We start from the raw sequence: 18236 nt of genomic DNA, 5'->3' as shown, positions 1-18236 counted from the left end.
GACTCCCTCCCCGCGGAGCTTGGCATTGCGTCGGCCGTCCTTCCGGACATCCTGAGGAGCCACCGCATCATGGCGAACCGCCAGCAGCCCAGTTCCATGCCGATCCAGAAGTACGGGCAGTACGAGCAGGTCGAGATCCCCGACCGCACCTGGCCCGACCAGCGGATCACCGTCGCCCCTCGCTGGCTCTCCACCGACCTGCGGGACGGCAACCAGGCCCTGATCGACCCGATGTCGCCCGAGCGCAAGCGCCGGATGTTCGACCAGCTGGTCAAGATGGGCTACAAGGAGATCGAGGTCGGCTTCCCCGCCTCCGGCCAGACCGACTTCGACTTCGTGCGCTCGATCATCGAAGAAGAGGGCGCCATCCCGGACGACGTCACGATCTCCGTCCTGACGCAGGCCCGCGAGGACCTGATCGAGCGGACCGTGGAGTCCCTGAAGGGCGCCAGGCGTGCCACCGTGCACCTGTACAACGCGACCGCGCCGGTCTTCCGGCGGGTCGTGTTCCGCGGCTCCAAGGACGACATCAAGCAGATCGCCGTCGACGGCACCCGCCTGGTCATGGAGTACGCGGAGAAACTGCTGGGCCCGGAGACCGAGTTCGGCTACCAGTACTCGCCGGAGATCTTCACCGACACCGAGCTGGACTTCGCGCTGGAGGTCTGCGAGGCGGTGATGGACGTCTACCAGCCCGGCCCCGGCCGCGAGATCATCCTGAACCTGCCGGCCACGGTCGAGCGCTCGACGCCCTCCACCCACGCCGACCGCTTCGAGTGGATGAGCCGCAACATCTCCCGCCGCGAGCACGTCTGCATCTCGGTCCACCCGCACAACGACCGCGGCACCGCCGTCGCCGCCGCCGAGCTGGCGCTGATGGCCGGCGCCGACCGCGTCGAGGGCTGCCTGTTCGGCCAGGGCGAGCGCACCGGCAACGTCGACCTCGTCACCCTGGGCATGAACCTGTTCTCGCAGGGCGTCGACCCGCAGATCGACTTCTCCGACATCGACGAGATCCGTCGTACGTGGGAGTACTGCAACCAGATGGAGGTCCACCCGCGCCACCCGTACGTGGGCGACCTGGTCTACACGTCCTTCTCCGGTTCCCACCAGGACGCCATCAAGAAGGGTTTCGACGCGATGGAGGCCGACGCGGCAGCCAGGGGCGTCACCGTGGACGACATCGAGTGGGCGGTGCCCTATCTGCCGATCGACCCCAAGGACGTCGGCCGCTCCTACGAGGCGGTCATCCGGGTCAACTCCCAGTCCGGCAAGGGCGGTATCGCCTACGTCCTGAAGAACGACCACAAGCTGGACCTGCCGCGCCGGATGCAGATCGAGTTCTCGAAGATCATCCAGGCGAAGACGGACGCCGAGGGCGGCGAGGTCACCGGCGGCGACATCTGGGCGACCTTCCAGGACGAGTACCTGCCCAACCCCGAGAACCCGTGGGGCCGCATCCAGGTCCGCAACGGCCAGTCGACCACCGACACCGACGGCGTGGACACCCTCACCGTGGACGCGGTCGTCGACGGTCAGGAGACCGTCCTGTCCGGCTCGGGCAACGGTCCGATCTCGGCCTTCTTCGACGCCCTGGAGTCCATCGGCATCGACGTACGTCTGCTGGACTACCAGGAGCACACGATGAGCGAGGGCGCCTCCGCGCAGGCCGCCTCGTACATCGAGTGCGCGATCGGCGACAAGGTCCTGTGGGGCATCGGCATCGACGCCAACACCACGCGGGCCTCGCTGAAGGCGGTCGTCTCCGCCGTCAACCGCGCGACGCGCTGATCATCCGGATCGGGAATTCCGGAGCCCCGGCCGCCGGAAACGGCGGCCGGGGCTCCGTCGTATATCGGCCATCCGTCCGTGGAGGTCACGGAAAGGTCTCGTCCGGGGTGCTGACTCCGCCTCGACGATGTGGCTAACATCACGAAAGCGCGTGGCGATGTTGCCGCGGTTACGGAGGTGCGACGTGCTGCCAGAACGGGGACGAGACGGCCGTGCCACCGGGCTTGCCCGTGTGCTGGGCCATCGGACCGCCTGGACACCCGTCGGGGACGGCGAGTTCTTCTGTCCCGGCTGCGGCGGTGACCGCAACTACCAGCGGCTCACCGGGCGACGCCGCTTCACCCTGCTGGGCGTGCCCGTGCTGCCGCGCGGCGAGGCCGGCCCGGTCGTGGAATGCGCCGCCTGCCGGAGCCACTTCGGCACCGACGCCCTCGACCACCCCACCACCACCCGCTTCTCCGCGATGCTCCGCGACGCCGTCCACACCGTGGCCCTCGCGGTCCTCTCGGCGAGCGGCACCTGCGCCCCCACGTCCCTGGAGACGGCGACGGTGGCGGTGCGCGCGGCCGGCTTCCCGGACTGCACCCGCGAGCAGCTCGCCGCCCTGGTCGACGCCCTCGCCGCCGACACCGGCCGCGTCCACGGCGCACCCTGCACGCCCGGCCTGGCCATAGAGCTGCACGAGGCCCTCGACCCGCTCGCCCCGTACCTCGCCCCCGCCGGCCGCGAATCGATCCTGCTCCAGGGCGCCCGCATCGCCCTCGCCGACGGCCCGTACACCCCCGCCGAACGCGAGGTCCTGGCCACCGTCGGCGCGGCCCTCACCATCCGCGCGGACGAGGTGACCCGGCTGCTGGCCGCGGCCCGCACACCGTCCTGAGGTCCGTCCCGACACCCGCCCTGACACCGGGCGCGCGGGACCGGGCGCGACTTGTCGTCGGGGCGTACGAGTCCGGACCGGGGACACCGGGGGAGACCGACGCCGGGCTTCGGTAGGGGAGCGTCTTCTCCACCGTGCGCCGAGCCGGGTCTTCGGGGTGCGGAGCGTCATGGTGTCTTCCGCAGCAGCTTGGGCCAGGGTGCCGTCCGGTTCCGGGCGTCGTGGCGGCCTGCCGGTCGCGCGGACGAACTCCCGCAGCGGGGCCTCGTGTTCGGCCCGTGTCACCCACTCCCTCCCCCTGCGGCCCACAGGTCGGGCCGAATCGGTTGCCCGGACGGCGGCGCCGGGTTCGAATGGGCCCGTGGAGACACGACAGGAGCCCTGGCCGACGGAACTGCCCGGCGTGCTCCGGCTGCCGTCCGGGCGGCTGGTGCGCGGCCGAGGACTGCGCCGCCCCCTCGACCCGGCGGCGCCGGCCCCGACGTACGGCCTCTACCTGCTCGGCGGTGAACCCCCGGCCGTGCCGTGGGAGGCGCGGTGGATCCGCTGGCCCGACTTCCGGCTGCCCGCGGACCGCGCCGACGCCCGCGCGGCGCTCACCGAGGCGTGGCGGCGGGCGGCCGACGGCAGGCTGGAGGTCGCCTGCGGCGGTGGGCGCGGCCGTACGGGGACGGCGCTGGCCTGCCTGGCGGTGCTGGACGGCGTACCGGCCGCGGGGGCGGTGGAGTTCGTGCGCCGGCACTACGACCGGCACGCCGTGGAGACGCCCTGGCAGCGCCGCTACGTGCGGCGGTTCCAGGGACTCACAGGGCGAGCGTCATGAGGAGGCGGTCCTCGCCGGGGCCGAAGTAGTCCGGCCGGGGGCCGCCGGGGTCCGATGCGAAGCCCAGGGACCGGTACAGCGCGATCGCCGTGTCGTTGCGCGGCTCCACCGAGAGCGTCACCAAGTGCACGCCCCGGGTGCGGAGATGAGCGAGGATCCGCGTCATCAGCTGCCGGCCGAGCCCCTGCCGTTGCAGCGGCGCGGAGATGCCGAGGCTGAGGATCCAGCTCCGCGCCGCGTCGGGCGGTGTCGAGAGCACGTAGCCGCCCAGGTCCTCGCCCATGTCCACGACGAACACGAAGTCGGGGAACGAGGCCAGGAGCTGGCGCAGCACGAAGTAGGGGTACGGGGCGGTCGGGAAGGCCTCCTCGTCGAGCCGGACGATACGGGGGAGATCGTCCTCCGTGGCCGCTCTGATCCGTAAGCGCCTTTCCTGGGGCACCTGGCTCACGGTCGAACCGGCGACCGACCGAGAACGATCTCGGGGAAGAGGAGTCATGCAGTCCCCTTGTGAAGGATCGACAAAGTGAATGACGCGCCTGCTCGCTCTTGTCCGATATGCATACCCGACCGCCCATCATTGCCTGATGCATCCACTCCTTCAAGAGCGCGTCCCCCTGCTAGGCTGAACCAATGACCTCGGGACCGCCCACCACCGCCGAAAAGCTGAATGCCGATGTGCCCTGGGACGCCTTTGATCCCGACGAGTACATCAAGCGCAATTACCTTGAGATCCAGCCCGTGGACAGGGCGATCCTCACCCGGGTGCGAGATCATTTCACTGATCATTTCAAGAAGTTCGGCGGTCGTGGCGGTTCCGGTATCGACGTGGGCGCGGGGCCCAATCTCTATCCGGCCCTGGCGATGCTGCCCTGGTGCGGCCGGATCACGCTCCTCGAGCGGTCCGAGTCGAACCTCGAATACCTCCGCGGTCAGCTGTCGGGTTACGACGCCAACTGGGACCAGTTCTGGGAAGTGCTCAAGAGTGGCGCGCACGGCGAGGGCGCGGCCTACACGGGCCTCGGCGTCGACCCCAGGACGCGCTTCAGGGAAGCGGTCCGGGAACCCGAACCCGGCAGTCTTTTCGACCTCTGCGACAACAAGAAGCCCGGCTGGGATCTCGGCACCATGTTCTTCGTCGCGGAATCCATCACCACCTCGCTCGAGGAATTCCGGCGCGGTGTGGGCTGCTTCATGGGGGCACTGAAAGACGGGGCGCCCTTCGCCGCCGCTTTCATGGAGCATTCCGAGGGCTACCGCGTGGGTGCGCAGGACTTTCCCGCCCGGGACATCGACGAGGGCGAAGTGCGCACCGTGCTCGGCCCGTATGCCGAAGCGGACATGAAGGTCGTCTGTCTGGACAATCCGAAGCAACTGGTGCGCCATGGATACACCGGAATGATTCTGGCCTGCGGCCGACGACGGAAAAAGTGACGTTCCAGCGTTCCACCGGGGGGCTCATGTGTGGAATGCGTGGTGCGGGCCTGTGCGAGGGGAATGGGCATGCAGATCAAGCCGAGACAGAATCTGCTCGAAGTGTGGCAGGCCGTCGCCCGCCATTCCTTCGAGGACGGTGACTGGGACTGGGGGGACTGGGGCGGCCTGAGCAGCGTCGCCGACGCCGAGCGACTGCTCTGCCTGCTGTACCCGGCCACCGAGATCGCCGCCTTCCGCCTCGACGACCCCGACACCACCCAGCGGGACGTGGAGAGGGCGCTGAGGACCGCCGGCGACTCCAGTGAGATCCCCGGCAACCTGGTCAAGGTCCTCGCCGACTTCATGGAGAAACACCGCGGCGAGGAGAGCCCCACCTTCTCCGGCGGCTACTACTTCGCCGCCGAGAACCCGAAGCAGGAACTCTCCAAGGAACAGCGGGACCTGGGGGTGGTCGACAGCTACTCCATGTCCGTCACCCTCTGCCTCGCCACCCTCGGATTCCTCAAGGTCTACCGGGGCAAGACCCAGCGCGCGAGCACCCTTCAGCAGATCGACCGGCTCTGGGACTCCACCAGCGCCCGGCTGACCGCGGCCATGGTGAGCCTGCTGCGCTCCTTCACCGTCAACGTCGTCGACGTCGCCTCCGACCAGGGGCAGTCCCTCACCCGGCTGCTCGGCCAGGGCCGGCTCTCCGAACGGCAGGTGCTCCAGCGCTTCCAGGAGCGCTTCAAGGCCCTGCGCGCCGTCATCAGTGAGAGCGTCACCCTGGGTCTCGACACCGACGTCACCGACGAACTGCGCAACGAGAACCGCTTCTTCGAGTGCGGCTGGGCATGGAGCCTGGTGAAGGGCGCGCCCGACGTCGAGGTGGAACCGGCGACCGCCGAAGCCATCGGCAAACAACCCGCCGGCGTCGCCCATCCCACGCCCTACCTCTACTTCACCGTCGTCGCCCTCGACGGCATCCCCGACCTGTTCTCCGAGCGCACCCTCGTCCTCGGTCTGCTCACCGCCGAACAGCAGAAGCTCGCCGACGCCCTGCGGCTGCGCTGGGAGATCACCCAGCAGTACTGGTCGGCCATCGCCCGGTTCGGCGACGGCACCTGGCCGCTGGAGCAGATCCCCTGGCGCACCACGCTCCAGCAGCTGGAGTCGGAATACTTCTCCCTCTCCGTCGCCTCCATCCTCGTCCACGACCTGGTGCGTCGCCGCGCCACCGACGACGACCTCACCCGCACCGTCGCCGTCATGGAACGCCTCGCCGAACGCGGCCGGATCACCAGCGGCATGACCCGTGACGACCCCGCGGTCGGCCTGCACAACCCCGGCGTCACCCTGCCGCTGCTGGGCAGCGAGGCCCTCGGCCCGCCCATGAAGTGGACGATGACCGACTTCTCCGCCCAGCTCCTCAAGCGGACCGTCCAACTCTGCTCCCTGTCCCGCAACATCGCCTCCCAGGACCGGCTGCTGCGGCTCGCCGAGGACATCCTCGACCACCTCTGGCAGCGCCGCGTCAGCGAGGGAGCGGGCGTCGGCCTCTGGGACAACGTGCACGCCGTCTACCCGCAATCCCCGGAACGCCAGGGCCCGCTGTCGTGGAGCATGACCGAGCGCGTCACCGAGTGCATGGTCGCCGCGCACGCCCTCTACGACCAGCCGCCCATCCGCAGTGCCGAACTGTCGCTGCTGGCAAGGGCGTTGATCAGCGAGTCGGCTCACCTCTTCGGCAAGGAGCAGATGGAACAACCCGCCCCCGGCCCCAAGAGCCCCCAGGGCGAGGAGATCAAGGGCATCGAGGCCGACCTGCGCCGGGCCCGCCTGCTCGTCGACGAACAGCCCGGCACCGCCTACGCGCTGGCCCTCGGCGTGCTCAGCCGGCTGGACTCCCTCTCCCGCGCCCGCGGCGGCACCGGCAGCCGGGGGGTGTGAGACGTGCTCGTGTTCGCGGCCTCCGACAAGGGGGGCACCGGCCGGTCCGTGACCAGCGCCAACCTCGCCTACCACCGCGCGCTGGACGGGGACGACGTCTGCTACCTGGACTTCGACTTCGGATCGCCCACCGCGGCCGCCGTGTTCGACCTGCCCGACGTCCTCTCCGAGGCAGAGGGGCACGGCCTGCACTCCTACCTCAAGGGGAAGACCGGCGAACCCCTGCGCGTCGACGTCTGGTCGCGCACCGAACACCCCGTGCTGCGCAGCCGGCCCGGCGGCTCGGGACGGCTCGTCCTGCTGCCCGGCGACCGTACGGGCGGCGAATTCGTCACCGACGAGGAGAACCTGCACCGCACGGTCGATCTCGTCCTGCGCCTGAAACGCGAATTCGACGTCATCATCGTGGACCTGAGCGCCGGACGCAGTTATGCGATGGACCTCGCCCTCGCCGCCACCTCACCCCGCGGCGGACTCGGCCGCCTGAAAACACGCTGGCTCGTCTATCACCGGTGGACCCGCCAGCACGTCATGGCCGCCGCCGAACTCGTTCACGGAAAGCAGGGCATTGTGCAGGCCGGCGTCGCCATGGGCCACGACACCGACGCGCTTTCCGCCTCGATCCGCTTCGTCCGCGCCGCCGTACCCGATCTCGACTCGCCGATGTGGTCGCAGGTCTCGACCGCGCAGTACGCCTGGATGCGGCAGTGCGACACCCAGCTGGAGGAAATCGCGGCCGGTCGTGGCATCGGCAAGACCCGCGTCCTGTCGTCCATTCCGCTGGAACCCGTCCTCCAGTGGCAGGAGCGGCTCATCACCGACGAAGACGTGCACGACCGGCGCATCGCCAATGTGGAGACGTGGCAGAAAATGGGCGAGCTCGCCCAGCGCCTGACCGAGGACAAGTACTGGGGGCAACTGTGAGCGGGCCGGGAACCGTCTTCCGGGAAACGAGCGCCCAGCCGCGCACCGCATCCGTGCCGTTCTCCCATCTCTCCCTGGAATTAGGCCACTTGTACATGGAGGACTTCGCCGAGGGCCCCGCCCGGCTGCGCCGCCACTTCGCCGCCGTCCGGCCCTGGGCGGATGCCGCCCGCGCCTCCGTCGACCCGCTGCCGGGCGGCAGACGGCCGAGGATCAGCACCTGCTTCCTCATCGACGACTACTTCAGCCGGCTGTCCACACCCGCCGAACTCATCCCGCCCCTGCTGGCGGCCGCCACCGAGGCCGGCCTGAGCATCGACTACCTGGCCCGCGAGTCCGGTTGCGCCGTCGCCGAACCCGGCCACCGTGACCGGGCCGGACTCGCCGAGGCCGTCCTGCACCGGCTGGTGGAGTCCCCGCCGCCCGGCAGCAACGGCTTCCGCCCGCCCGTCAGCCGCTCGGGCTGGCTCACCAACGGCCGGCGCACCCCCTCGCACCGCACCTCCGCCGCCCTGGATGCCACCGGCACCGCCTGGGAGCCGCCCAGCGAGACCGGTGCCCGCGGCCACTCCGTCTTCGTCGACGTCGAGCTGTGGAGCGGACCCGAGGACGAGCGCCTCTGGTCCTGCGCCTTCCTGGCCTCCGTCTGGCAACTCGTCCGGCTCGGCCTGCTGCGCCACGACGGCCAGGCCGTGCTGACCCCCGCTCCCTGGGACGAGAAGGAGTTCCCCGCCGAGTGGGACGCCCTGCCACCGGTGATGCGCCTCAACCCCCTCGCCGCGCCCTTCACCGCGTACGCCACGTGCAGCATCCTCCCGGCCCGCTTCCTGCCCGTCGAGCACGCCGTACGCGTCGTCCTCGACCAGGTCCACGTCGAGTCCGAGGCGTTACGGCAGGTCGCCGAGCGGTCCGCCGCGGAGGGCCGACCCGTCCCCGCGGGCGTCGTGGACCGCACCTCCTACGTCTTCCCGCCGGGGCTGTGACATGAGCGGCCCGCAGGAGTCCTGGGAAGCGGAGACGGGGACCGTCCTCGCCTGCGGCGAGGTGCGGACGTGCCTGCTGCCCACGCGGGACGCGGTGAACGAGCAGGTCGCCGAACGCCTGCTGCGGCTGCGCGCCGACGAACGCGTCCGGCTCTCGCGGCGCCCCAACCGGCACGCCGTCTCCCCCGACGTCCTCACCGGCGTCGACTGCCGGCTCCCCACCGCGGGCGGCGCCCAGATCCGCGCCGTCGGCACGGTGACCGCCCGCGCCGCCCTCGTCGAGGGCCGGGTGCTCCAGGCCACCGCCCACTTCTCCGCCCCGGCCGACGGCCCCGACCGGCGCCAGCCCTGGGGGTACTACCTGGTCCGCCCCGGCGTCCTCGTCCCCGTCGGCAAACTCTCCGCACGGGCCGTGGTCACAGGGTTTCTGACCGGACAACAGCGGGGGGAGCTGGACGTCGGCCCGGTCGCCGAGAGCCTCCTCGCGCGCATCTCCCGCCAGCACCGGCTGCTCGACTACGACACCCCGCTCAACACCACCGACACCAGCCTGCGCTGGGCCGCGTTACCGGCGGCCGACGGCGAGGCGGCCGCCCCGCACTTCACCGTCGCCGACGACGGCCGACGGGCCGTCGAACTGCGGCTGCCTCGGGGGACCCCACCCGCCGCGGCGGCCGCGCTCTGCGAGGACCTCGCCCTGCACGACTGGCTGCTCACCACCGTCGCCGACAAGCTCGACGGCCTGCGGCTCGGCTCCGACGACGGCCGGGCCGCCCTGAAGGTGCTGCGCCCGCTCGTCGACCACCTGCTGCACCTGTGGATGCCGCGGGCCCGCGTCGACCGCACCCTGCACACCCTGTGGGAGGAACTGGAGGAGACACCGGGGTTCAGCAGACAGTGGACGAGCCTGGCCCAGCGCATCCGGGACCAGCTCGCCGTACAGCTCCTCAGCCGGAGCGACGCGCCGGTCCCGTCCTGACGGCGGCACCACCGCGCCTGACCACCACGGTACGCACAGCACCGCATCTGTCCGAGCACGATCCGACGCACAACTCGACGCACGATCCCAACGGGGGGAGAAAGAGAGATGAGCGCACCGACGAACTCGTACTTCCGAAGCGATCAGCAGCGGCGGTCCGACAACGACAGCGCACGTCAGCTCACGCTGAAACTCCTGGTCACCGTAGTGGTGGGCGGAGTGGTCTACGTACTCACCAATGTGCTGCTGCCGAAGGAGGAAGGTCCCTGGCAGCTGGTCCTGTCCGTGCTGTGCGGCGGCACGGTCCTGATCGTGCAGTTCATGGCGTCCTTCGTGAACCAGCTCAGCGAACTGAAGGACGTCGTGGAGAAGCGCTTCGCCGACATAGGGGAGGCCACCAAACTCTTCAACGAGGTCGAGAAGCTGCGCGGCGACGGGGTGCCCCGGCTCGCCGAACACGCCACCAAGGTGGTCTCCATGGGGCCGGACATCCTGCACGAGTTCGCGCACGAGGAGATCAACCGTCTCGCCGCGCAGATGGAGGATCTCACCAACCTCAGCGCCGAGACCCCCGGCGAGAACCACGACTGGCTGATGACGCTGACCAAGTGCACCAGAAGCAGCATCGACGCCATCAGCACCAGCGTCGTCGACGACGGTTTCTGGTCCACCGAACCCGCGAGCCGCTATCTCACGGCCCAGCGCGAGGCGATCCTCGAGCGGGGCGTCACCGTACGGCGGCTGTTCATCGTCAAGGAACCCCGCGAGCGCTCCGCGCTGGCCCCGATCTGCGAGGAACAGCGCCAGATCGGGATCCAGGTCCGGGTGGTGGTCCTGGAACAGCTCCCCGCCCATCTGCGGCGCGGCAAGATGATCGACTGGATCGTCTTCGACGGGGCCCTGTCGTACGAGATCCACGCCGACCAGCTCAGCGTGAACTCCTCGACCACGGTGAACGCCCGCGCGGACGAGGTCCAGCCGCTGATCCGGCGTTTCGACCAGTTGTGGGACGCCTCCGCGGACATCTCCCCGAACGGCACGCCCGACACCGTGCCCGTGCTGACGCCGGGCTCCGACCCGGACGGCACGTGAGGCACCGTCCGGGCCGACCCGGGGCAAGGGGGGTGACTCAGCCGAGCTCCGCCGCCAGCAGCCTCGCCGTCTCGACGATCAGGTCGTGGTCGTAGGCCGCCTCCCGGTCGGGCAGGGTGACCTGGACCACCAGCACGACGGGCGCGCCGTCGGGCGTCCAGGCGATCCCGGCGTCGTTGTTGGCCCCGTACCAGCCGCCGCCGGTCTTGTCGGCGAGCGTCCACGTGGGCGGCAGCCCCGCGCGGAAGCGGTTGTCGCTGGTGCGGTTGGCGAGCATCCAGTCCGTCAGCCGCCGCCGGTCGCCGGTCGCCAGCGCGTCCCCCAGCACCAGCCGTGCGTAGGAGCGGCCGATCGCGTACGGGGTGGTGGTGTCCGTCACCCGCCACGGCTCGGCCGAGTTCAGCTCCGGCTCCCACCGGTCCAGCCGGGTGACCCGGTCACCGATCGACCGGGCGAAGCGGGTGACCGCGGCCGGGCCGCCCAGCTCACGCATCAGCAGGTTGGCGGCCGTGTTGTCGCTGCGCCGGAGCGCCGCGTCGCACAGCTCGTCGACGGTCATGCCGTCGGCCACATGGTCCTTGGTGACAGGCGAGTTCTCCACCACGTCGCGGTCGGTGAAGTGGATGCGGCGGGCCAGCACCTCACCGTCCCGGTCCAGGTCGCGCAGGACGGCGGCCACCGCGAGGACCTTGAACAGGGAGCAGACCGGGAAGCGTTCGCCGGCGCGGTACCGCACGGAACGCCGGGTGCGCACGTTGTGCGCGAAGACGCCGAGACGGGCCCCGTGCGCCTCCTCCAGGGAGCGCAGGCGGGCGGTGACGGGGCCGGCCCCGTGGGCTGCCCGGGCCTGACCGACGCCCAGCAGGGAGGCCGCCGTGACGGCGCCCGCGGTGGTGAGCAGGGTACGGCGGTTCGTCGAGCCTGAAATCGTTCTCTCCGTCCGTCGGTGACTGGGTCAGGGAACCTCGGCGGTCTCCGCGGCCCCTTCCGTCACGGACGCCCCTTCCCGCCGCACGGTTGCGAGCAGCAGCGGGGTCGTCAGCAGGAGCACGCCCGCCAGCGCGATGGCCGTGCGGGCGCCGGTGAGGGCCGCCAGGCCGCCCCACGCGGCCGTGAACGAGGCGATGGCGGCCTTGGTGCTGACCGACCAGGCCGCGAGTGTGCGGGTGAGACGGTCGGCCGGGGTCAGTTCCAGCCGGGAGGTGGCGAGGACCGGGTTGTAGACGCCGATGCAGGTGATCAGCCCGAATTCCACGGCCATCACCAGGACCAGCCCGGCCGGCCCCGGCCGCACGAAGGCCAGTCCGATCGGCCAGCAGGCGCGCAGCGTCCCCGAGGTCAGCAGGACCCGGCGCCGCCCGAACCGGGCGACCAGCCGCGGCGCCAGCCGGGAGCCGAGCAGCCCGCCGGCGCACGGCACGGCGAAGGCGAGGGCGTACTGCCAGGGCGCGAAGCCCAGCGGACCCAGCATCAGCACCGCCAGCGGCGGGGACGCGGCCATGATCAGACCATTGACCAGGAGCGTGTTGAGGAACAGCGGCCGCAGCGCCGGATGGGCCAGGAGATGCCGCCAGCCCGCGAGCACGTCCCCCGCACTCAGCCGGCGCACGGGCCCCTTCCGTACGGGCGCCGGTTCGTCTCCGCCGACCGCGCGCAGGCCCACCGCCGACAGCAGATAGCTGACCGCGTCCGCCGCCACCGTCACCACCGGCCCGAACAGACCTACCGCGGCCCCGCCGAGCGGCGGCCCCAGCATGGTCGCCGTCCACGTCGTCGACTCGAAACGGCCGTTGGCGACGAGCAGGTCCTCCGGCGGCACCAGATACTTCAGGAACGCCCCGCTCGCCGCCGTGAAACAGATGTCGGCCGCGGCCACCACCATCGACACCAGCAGCAGCTGCCCGACGCCGAGAGCGCCCAGCGCGAAGGCCACGGGGACGCTCGTCAGGGCCGCGCACCGCACCAGGTCCGCCGCGATCATCACCGGCCGCTTGCGGCGGAACTCCACCCACGGCCCGAGCGGCACCGCCAGCGCCGCCCCCACCGCGGGCCCCACGGCCGCCAGCGCCGCCACCTCACCCGGCCCGGCGTGCAGGACGAGCACCGCGATCAGCGTGAACGCGTCGAACGCCAGCCGTGTCCCGAAGGCACTGACCGTGTACGCCCCCCACAACCACCCGAACGACCGCCCCAGCGCACGCCTTGCCACCGCGCTCCCTCCGTCCTTCGCGAACCGGGCGATCGTAGTGGGTAGGGCACACCGCTCTCCCGGCGTAGGCGAGAATGGCGGCATGAGTCTGTTCCGCGACGACGCCATCGTGCTGCGCACCCCGAAGCTGGGCGAGGCGGACAGGATCACGCTGCGACCTCGTCAGGGACACGGCCTCCGAGGGCGGCTGCGGCGCGGGACGCACCCCCGGCCGCTCCGCGGCGGTGCGCGATGAGTCTTTTCCGGGACGACGGCATCGTGCTGCGGACGCAGAAGCTCGGCGAAGCCGACCGCATCATCACGCTGCTCACCCGAGGCCACGGCCGGGTGCGTGCCGTCGCCCGCGGGGTGCGGCGGACCAAGTCGAAGTTCGGGGCCCGGCTGGAGCCCTTCTCGCACGTGGACGTGCAGTTCTTCGCGCGGGGGAGCGAGCTGATCGGGCGCGGGCTCCCGCTCTGTACGCAGAGCGAGACCATCGCGCCGTACGGCGGCGGCATCGTCACCGACTACGCCCGCTACACCGCCGGCACGGCCATGCTGGAGACCGCCGAGCGGTTCACCGACCACGAGGGCGAACCGGCCGTGCAGCAGTACCTGCTGCTCGTCGGCGCCCTGCGCACCCTCGCCCGCGGCGAGCACGCCCCCCACCTCGTCCTGGACGCCTTCCTGCTGCGCTCCCTCGCCGTCAACGGCTACGCGCCCAGCTTCGGCGACTGCGCGAAGTGCGGCATGCCCGGCCCCAACAGGTTCTTCTCCGTCGCCTCCGGCGGCACCGTCTGCGCCGACTGCCGGGTGCCCGGAAGCGTCGTACCCTCACCGCAGGCCCTGGTCCTGCTGGGGGCGCTGCTCACGGGAGACTGGGAGACCGCGGACGCCTGCGAGGCGCGGTACGTCCGGGAGGGCAGCGGGCTGGTGTCCGCGTACCTGCACTGGCATCTGGAGCGCGGTCTGCGTTCCCTCCGGTACGTCGAGAAGTAGAAGCAAGCCGAGACACAAGAGGAGACGAGAAGCACATGGTCGTACGCGGGTTCCTGGGGCGCCAGCGTCGGGAGTACAAGGCGCCGGAGCCGCACCCGTCCGGCGCCCGCGCGCCGAAGCTCCCCGGCGAACTGGTCCCCGAGCATGTGGCGATCGTCATGGACGGCAACGGCCGCTGGGCGAAGGAGCGGGGCCTGCCCCGCACCGAGGGCCACAAGGTGGGCGCCGAGCGGGTGCTGGACGTCCTCCAGGGCGGCGTCGAGATCGGTGTGCGCAACATCTCCCTGTACGCCTTCTCGACCGAGAACTGGAAGCGCTCGCCCGACGAGGTGCGCTTCCTGATGAACTTCAACCGCGACTTCATCCGCAAGACCCGCGACCAGCTCGACGAGCTGGGCATCCGGGTGCGCTGGGTGGGCCGTATGCCCAAGCTGTGGAAGTCGGTCGCCAAGGAGCTTCAGATCGCCCAGGAGCAGACGAAGGGCAACGACCGTCTCACGCTGTACTTCTGCATGAACTACGGGGGCCGCGCGGAGATCGCCGACGCGGCGCAGGCCCTCGCCCAGGACGTGAAGGCGGGGCGTCTCGACCCCTCGAAGGTCAACGAGAAGACCTTGCAGAAGTACATGTACTACCCGGACATGCCGGACGTGGACCTGTTCCTGCGTCCGAGCGGTGAGCAGCGCACGTCCAACTATCTGCTGTGGCAGAGCGCCTACGCGGAGATGGTCTTCCAGGACGTCCTGTGGCCGGACTTCGACCGCCGCGACCTGTGGCGGGCCTGCCTGGAATTCGCCTCGAGGGACCGCCGCTTCGGCGGTGCGATCCCCAACGAGGAACTGCTGGCCATGGAGGGCGGGCAGGAGTGACACGGCCCGTCCGGGCGTGCCCACAGCGGGCAGGGGGAGGCCGGGGCCCGCTCGGGGCCGCCGGCCGGGGTCCGGGGAGCCCCGGACGGTCCGGCGACCGGCCCGCACGAGAGCCGGCTCAGCCCACGGAGCACTCCGCGCAGGTGCCGAAGATCTCCACGGTGTGGGCCACGTTCACGAACCCGTGTTCCGAGGCGATGGCCTCCGCCCACTTCTCGACCGCCGGTCCCTCGACCTCGACCGCCTTGCCGCAGGCGCGGCAGACGAGGTGGTGGTGGTGTTCGCCGGTGGAGCAGCGGCGGTAGACGGACTCGCCGTCGGAGGTGCGCAGCACGTCGACCTCGCCGGCGTCGGCGAGGGTCTGGAGGGTGCGATAGACCGTGGTCAGCCCGACGGAGTCACCCTTGTGCTTGAGCATGTCGTGGAGTTCCTGAGCGCTGCGGAACTCCTCGACCTCGTCGAGCGCCGCCGCCACGGCGGCACGCTGCCGGGTGGCTCGGCCCTTCACGGGCGATCCAGCGGTCGTCACCGTTGCCTCCTCACGTCTGCGCTTTGCCGGGCCATTGTGCCAGTCCGGGCCGTGCGTGGTCAGACGCCGACTCCCTCACCGGAGCCGCGGCTGGCCGGAATCGCACACTCGGCCGGGTCCCCGGCGGGATGCGCGGCGGCGGCGGCGCGGGCCCGGCGCCGGGCCAGCGGGGCGGCCAGCGCGGTCAGCACGACGAACGCGCCGATGGTCAGCAGCACGATCGTCGCGCCGGGCGGGACGTCCTGGTAGTACGACGTGACCGTGCCGCCGATGGTCACGCTGACGCCGAGGGCGACGGCGATCGAGAAGGTCGCCGCGAAACTACGGCTGAGTTGTTGGGCCGCCGCCACCGGCACCACCATCAGCGCCGACACCAGCAGCAGGCCGACGACCCGCATGGCGACGGTGACCGTGACCGCCGCGGTGATCGCCGTCAGCAGGTTCAGGGCCCGCACCGGCAGACCGGTGACCCGCGCGAACTCCTCGTCCTGGCTGACGGCGAACAACTGCCGGCGCAGTCCGACGGTGACGAGGACGACGAAGGCCGCGAGGACACAGATCGCGGTCACGTCCGACTCGGACACCGTCGACAGCGAGCCGAACAGGTACGACGTCAGGTTGGCGTTGGAGCCGGTCGGAGCGAGGTTGATGAACATCACGCCGCCGGCCATGCCGCCGTAGAAGAGCATGGCGAGGGCGATGTCGCCGCGCGTCTTGCCGTACCAGCGGATCAGTTCCATGAGGACCGCGCCGACGACGGAGACGGCGGTGGCCATCCAGACCGGGGACCAGGACAGCAGGAAGCCGAGGCCGACGCCGGTCATCGCGACGTGGCCGATGCCGTCGCCCATGAGGGCCTGGCGGCGCTGGACGAGGTAGATGCCGACGGCGGGGGCGGTGATGCCGACCAGGACGGCGGCGAGCAGCGCCCGCTGCATGAAGGCGTAGTCGAGGAAGTCCATCAGCTCAGCAGTCCCGTGCGGATCGGTTCGGTGCCCGCCGGAGCGTGCGGGTGTACGTGGTCGTGGCCGGGCAGCGCGTGCTGGCCGAGCGCCCGCGGCGGTGGGCCGTCGTGGGTGACGCAGCCGTCGCGCAGGACGACGGCGCGGTCGATGAGGGGCTCCAGGGGGCCCAGCTCGTGCAGGACGAGCAGAACGGTGGTGCCCTGGGCGACCTGCTCGCGCAGGGTCTCGGCCAGGACCTCCTGGCTGGCCAGGTCGACGCCCGCCATCGGTTCGTCCATGATCAGCAGCTCGGGTTCGGCGGCGAGCGCGCGGGCGATCAGCACCCGCTGGTGCTGGCCGCCGGAGAGGGCGTCGACGGAGTCCTTGGCGCGGTCGCCCATGCCGACGAGGTCCAGCGCGCGGCGTACGGCCTCGTGGTCGGCCTTGCGCAGGACCCCGAAGCGGGCCCGCGACAGACGTCCGGAGGACACGACCTCGGTGACGGTCGCCGGGACGCCGCCCGCGGCCGTGGTGCGCTGCGGCACGTAGCCCAGCCGCCGCCAGTCCCCGAACTGCCGCCGCTCGGTGCCGAACAGCTCGATGCGTCCGGCGCTGAGCGGCACCTGGCCGATGACACTGCGTACGGCGGTGGACTTGCCGGAGCCGTTGGCACCGAGCAGGGCGACGACCTCACCGCGGTGCACGGTGAGGTCGATGCCGCGCAGGACGGGGCGCGAGCCCAGTTCGGCGCGGACACCGCGCAGCGATATGACCGGCTCGCTCTTGGTGTCCATCACGCCCTCCGTGAAGCTCATGTGGTTCCCAGGGCCGTCTGGAGGGCCTTGAGGTTGGCCTTCTGGACCGCGAAGTAGTCCGTGCCGCGGGACTTCTCGGTGATGCCCTCGAGGGGGTCGAGGACGTCCGTCTCGAGGTTCGCGTCAGCGGCGATGGTCTTGGCGGTCCTGTCGCTGACGAGCGTCTCGTAGAACACGGTGGTGACGCCGTCGGCCTTGGCCATCTTCTCAAGCTCCTTGACGCGCGCGGCGCTGGGCTCGGATTCGGGGTCGAGGCCGCTGATGGCCTCCTCGGTCAGGCCGTAGCGCTCGGCGAGGTAGCCGAACGCGGCGTGCGTGGTGATGAAGACCTTGGTCTTGGTGCCGGCCAGGCCGTTCTTGAACTCGGTGTCGAGGGTGCCGAGCCTGGCGACCAGGGCCGCGGTGTTCTTCCGGTAGTCGGCCGCGTGGTCCGGGTCGGCCTTCTCGAAGGCCTTGCCGACGCCCTCGGCGACCTCGGCGTACTTCACCGGGTCGAGCCAGACGTGGGGGTCCTTGCCGCCGGCTTCCTCGTGCTCGTGCTCGTCGTCGTGCTCGGCCGCGTGGCCGCCGACCTCGTTGCCGTGCTCCTCCATCGCGGTGAGGGTCGCGGCGTCGATCTTGGTCTTGATCCCGGACTGGGTGACGGCCTTGTCGACGGAGGGCTGGAGGCCCTTGAGGTAGAGGGCGGCGTCGGACTTCTCCAGCTGGGCGCGCTGCTGGGCGCTGATCTCCAGGTCGTGCGGTTCCTGGCCGGGCTCGGTGAGGCTGGTGACCTTCACATGGCCGCCGCCGATCTGCTCGGCGAGGAAGGCCATCGGGTAGAACGACGCGACGACGTCGAACTTCTCCGTGCCGCCGGCGGCCGCGCTGTCGGTCGAGCAGGCGGAGAGCGTCCCGAGGCCGAGGGCGGTGACGGCCGCGAGGGCCATCCCGGATATGTGGTGTCGTCGTACGTTCATGACAGTCATTTTCAACAAATATGGAAACCGTTGTCAACAAAGCGGGGGGTAAGGACTGGGGCGAGGGCGGGGTGAGGAGGCTCCACGGGCCTCCG

At 70.9% G+C, this 18236-nt stretch carries 19 protein-coding genes; 12 read left to right on the top strand and 7 right to left on the bottom strand.

Going from position 1 to position 18236, the window contains the following annotated elements:
* The first annotated feature begins 69 nt into the window (after positions 1-69).
* From leuA to ACZ5Y0_RS01675, 3 genes are all read left to right on the top strand, one after another.
* Positions 70-1791 (top strand): 2-isopropylmalate synthase, encoded by a 1722-nt coding sequence (leuA, locus tag ACZ5Y0_RS01685; protein ID WP_469126650.1) that lies wholly within the window; start codon positions 70-72, stop codon positions 1789-1791.
* 184 nt (positions 1792-1975) lie between these two features.
* Complete coding sequence (locus tag ACZ5Y0_RS01680; protein WP_469126649.1) at positions 1976-2671, top strand: TerB family tellurite resistance protein; 696 nt, start codon at positions 1976-1978, stop codon at positions 2669-2671.
* 361 nt (positions 2672-3032) lie between these two features.
* The gene (locus ACZ5Y0_RS01675) at positions 3033-3494 is read left to right on the top strand and encodes a phosphatase domain-containing protein (protein ID WP_469126648.1); all 462 of its coding nucleotides are present in this window, start codon (positions 3033-3035) and stop codon (positions 3492-3494) included.
* Here the strand turns inward: ACZ5Y0_RS01675 and ACZ5Y0_RS01670 are convergent.
* Positions 3475-3936: a GNAT family N-acetyltransferase gene (locus ACZ5Y0_RS01670; RefSeq protein ID WP_469126647.1), complete on the bottom strand. Its 462-nt coding sequence runs from the start codon at positions 3934-3936 to the stop codon at positions 3475-3477. The two genes, ACZ5Y0_RS01675 and ACZ5Y0_RS01670, sit on opposite strands and share 20 nt — an antisense overlap.
* A 191-nt stretch (positions 3937-4127) precedes the next feature.
* On the opposite strand from ACZ5Y0_RS01670, the gene ACZ5Y0_RS01665 reads away from it, so the two are divergent.
* The 6 genes from ACZ5Y0_RS01665 (at position 4128) to ACZ5Y0_RS01640 (ending at position 10838) form a co-directional block, all read left to right on the top strand.
* Positions 4128-4928, top strand: coding sequence for an SCO2525 family SAM-dependent methyltransferase (locus ACZ5Y0_RS01665; protein WP_469126646.1), 801 nt, complete (start codon positions 4128-4130; stop codon positions 4926-4928).
* Positions 4929-4997: 69 nt separating this feature from the next.
* Positions 4998-6860 (top strand): SCO2524 family protein, encoded by a 1863-nt coding sequence (locus tag ACZ5Y0_RS01660; protein WP_469126645.1) that lies wholly within the window; start codon positions 4998-5000, stop codon positions 6858-6860.
* 3 nt (positions 6861-6863) lie between these two features.
* Positions 6864-7784 (top strand): SCO2523 family variant P-loop protein, encoded by a 921-nt coding sequence (locus tag ACZ5Y0_RS01655; protein ID WP_469126644.1) that lies wholly within the window; start codon positions 6864-6866, stop codon positions 7782-7784.
* Entirely contained in the window at positions 7781-8767 is a 987-nt protein-coding gene (locus tag ACZ5Y0_RS01650; protein WP_469126643.1) for an SCO2522 family protein, read from the top strand. The genes ACZ5Y0_RS01655 and ACZ5Y0_RS01650 overlap by 4 nt, the downstream gene beginning before the upstream one ends.
* 1 nt (position 8768) lies before the next feature.
* Positions 8769-9746, top strand: a complete 978-nt coding sequence (locus ACZ5Y0_RS01645) for an SCO2521 family protein (RefSeq protein ID WP_469126642.1) — start codon at positions 8769-8771, stop codon at positions 9744-9746.
* Positions 9747-9854: 108 nt separating this feature from the next.
* Positions 9855-10838, top strand: coding sequence for a DUF6879 family protein (locus ACZ5Y0_RS01640; protein WP_469126641.1), 984 nt, complete (start codon positions 9855-9857; stop codon positions 10836-10838).
* A 37-nt stretch (positions 10839-10875) separates the two neighbouring features.
* On the opposite strand, the gene bla is transcribed toward ACZ5Y0_RS01640, so the two are convergent.
* Complete coding sequence (gene bla, locus ACZ5Y0_RS01635) at positions 10876-11766, bottom strand: class A beta-lactamase (protein WP_469126949.1); 891 nt, start codon at positions 11764-11766, stop codon at positions 10876-10878.
* Positions 11767-11793: 27 nt separating this feature from the next.
* A complete protein-coding gene (locus ACZ5Y0_RS01630; protein WP_469126640.1) occupies positions 11794-13047 on the bottom strand; it encodes an MFS transporter in 1254 nt (417 codons plus the stop codon).
* Positions 13048-13129: 82 nt separating this feature from the next.
* On the opposite strand from ACZ5Y0_RS01630, the gene ACZ5Y0_RS01625 reads away from it, so the two are divergent.
* From ACZ5Y0_RS01625 to ACZ5Y0_RS01615, 3 genes are read left to right on the top strand one after another with little or no spacing between them, the layout of a single operon-like run.
* Positions 13130-13282, top strand: coding sequence for a hypothetical protein (locus tag ACZ5Y0_RS01625; RefSeq protein WP_469126639.1), 153 nt, complete (start codon positions 13130-13132; stop codon positions 13280-13282).
* Complete coding sequence (recO, locus tag ACZ5Y0_RS01620; RefSeq protein WP_469126638.1) at positions 13279-14025, top strand: DNA repair protein RecO; 747 nt, start codon at positions 13279-13281, stop codon at positions 14023-14025. The genes ACZ5Y0_RS01625 and recO overlap by 4 nt, the downstream gene beginning before the upstream one ends.
* A gap of 35 nt (positions 14026-14060) precedes the next feature.
* Positions 14061-14894: an isoprenyl transferase gene (locus ACZ5Y0_RS01615; protein ID WP_469126637.1), complete on the top strand. Its 834-nt coding sequence runs from the start codon at positions 14061-14063 to the stop codon at positions 14892-14894.
* Between the two features lie 118 nt (positions 14895-15012).
* Here ACZ5Y0_RS01615 and ACZ5Y0_RS01610 read toward each other — a convergent pair whose 3' ends face one another.
* Genes ACZ5Y0_RS01610 through ACZ5Y0_RS01595 form a run of 4 tightly spaced genes read right to left on the bottom strand, consistent with a single transcriptional unit; the run spans position 15013 to position 18141 of the window.
* Positions 15013-15423, bottom strand: a complete 411-nt coding sequence (locus tag ACZ5Y0_RS01610; protein WP_469126636.1) for a Fur family transcriptional regulator — start codon at positions 15421-15423, stop codon at positions 15013-15015.
* Positions 15424-15482: 59 nt separating this feature from the next.
* Positions 15483-16385, bottom strand: coding sequence for a metal ABC transporter permease (locus ACZ5Y0_RS01605; protein WP_469126635.1), 903 nt, complete (start codon positions 16383-16385; stop codon positions 15483-15485).
* A complete protein-coding gene (locus tag ACZ5Y0_RS01600; protein WP_469126634.1) occupies positions 16385-17182 on the bottom strand; it encodes a metal ABC transporter ATP-binding protein in 798 nt (265 codons plus the stop codon). The genes ACZ5Y0_RS01605 and ACZ5Y0_RS01600 overlap by 1 nt, the downstream gene beginning before the upstream one ends.
* Positions 17179-18141 (bottom strand): metal ABC transporter substrate-binding protein, encoded by a 963-nt coding sequence (locus ACZ5Y0_RS01595; RefSeq protein WP_469126633.1) that lies wholly within the window; start codon positions 18139-18141, stop codon positions 17179-17181. The genes ACZ5Y0_RS01600 and ACZ5Y0_RS01595 overlap by 4 nt, the downstream gene beginning before the upstream one ends.
* Positions 18142-18236: the final 95 nt, after the last annotated feature.

Source organism: Streptomyces sp. NPDC033216 (genome assembly GCF_055577115.1).
The sequence above is the reverse complement of the archived record's forward strand: the minus strand, read 5'-3'. Positions and strand labels throughout refer to the sequence as shown.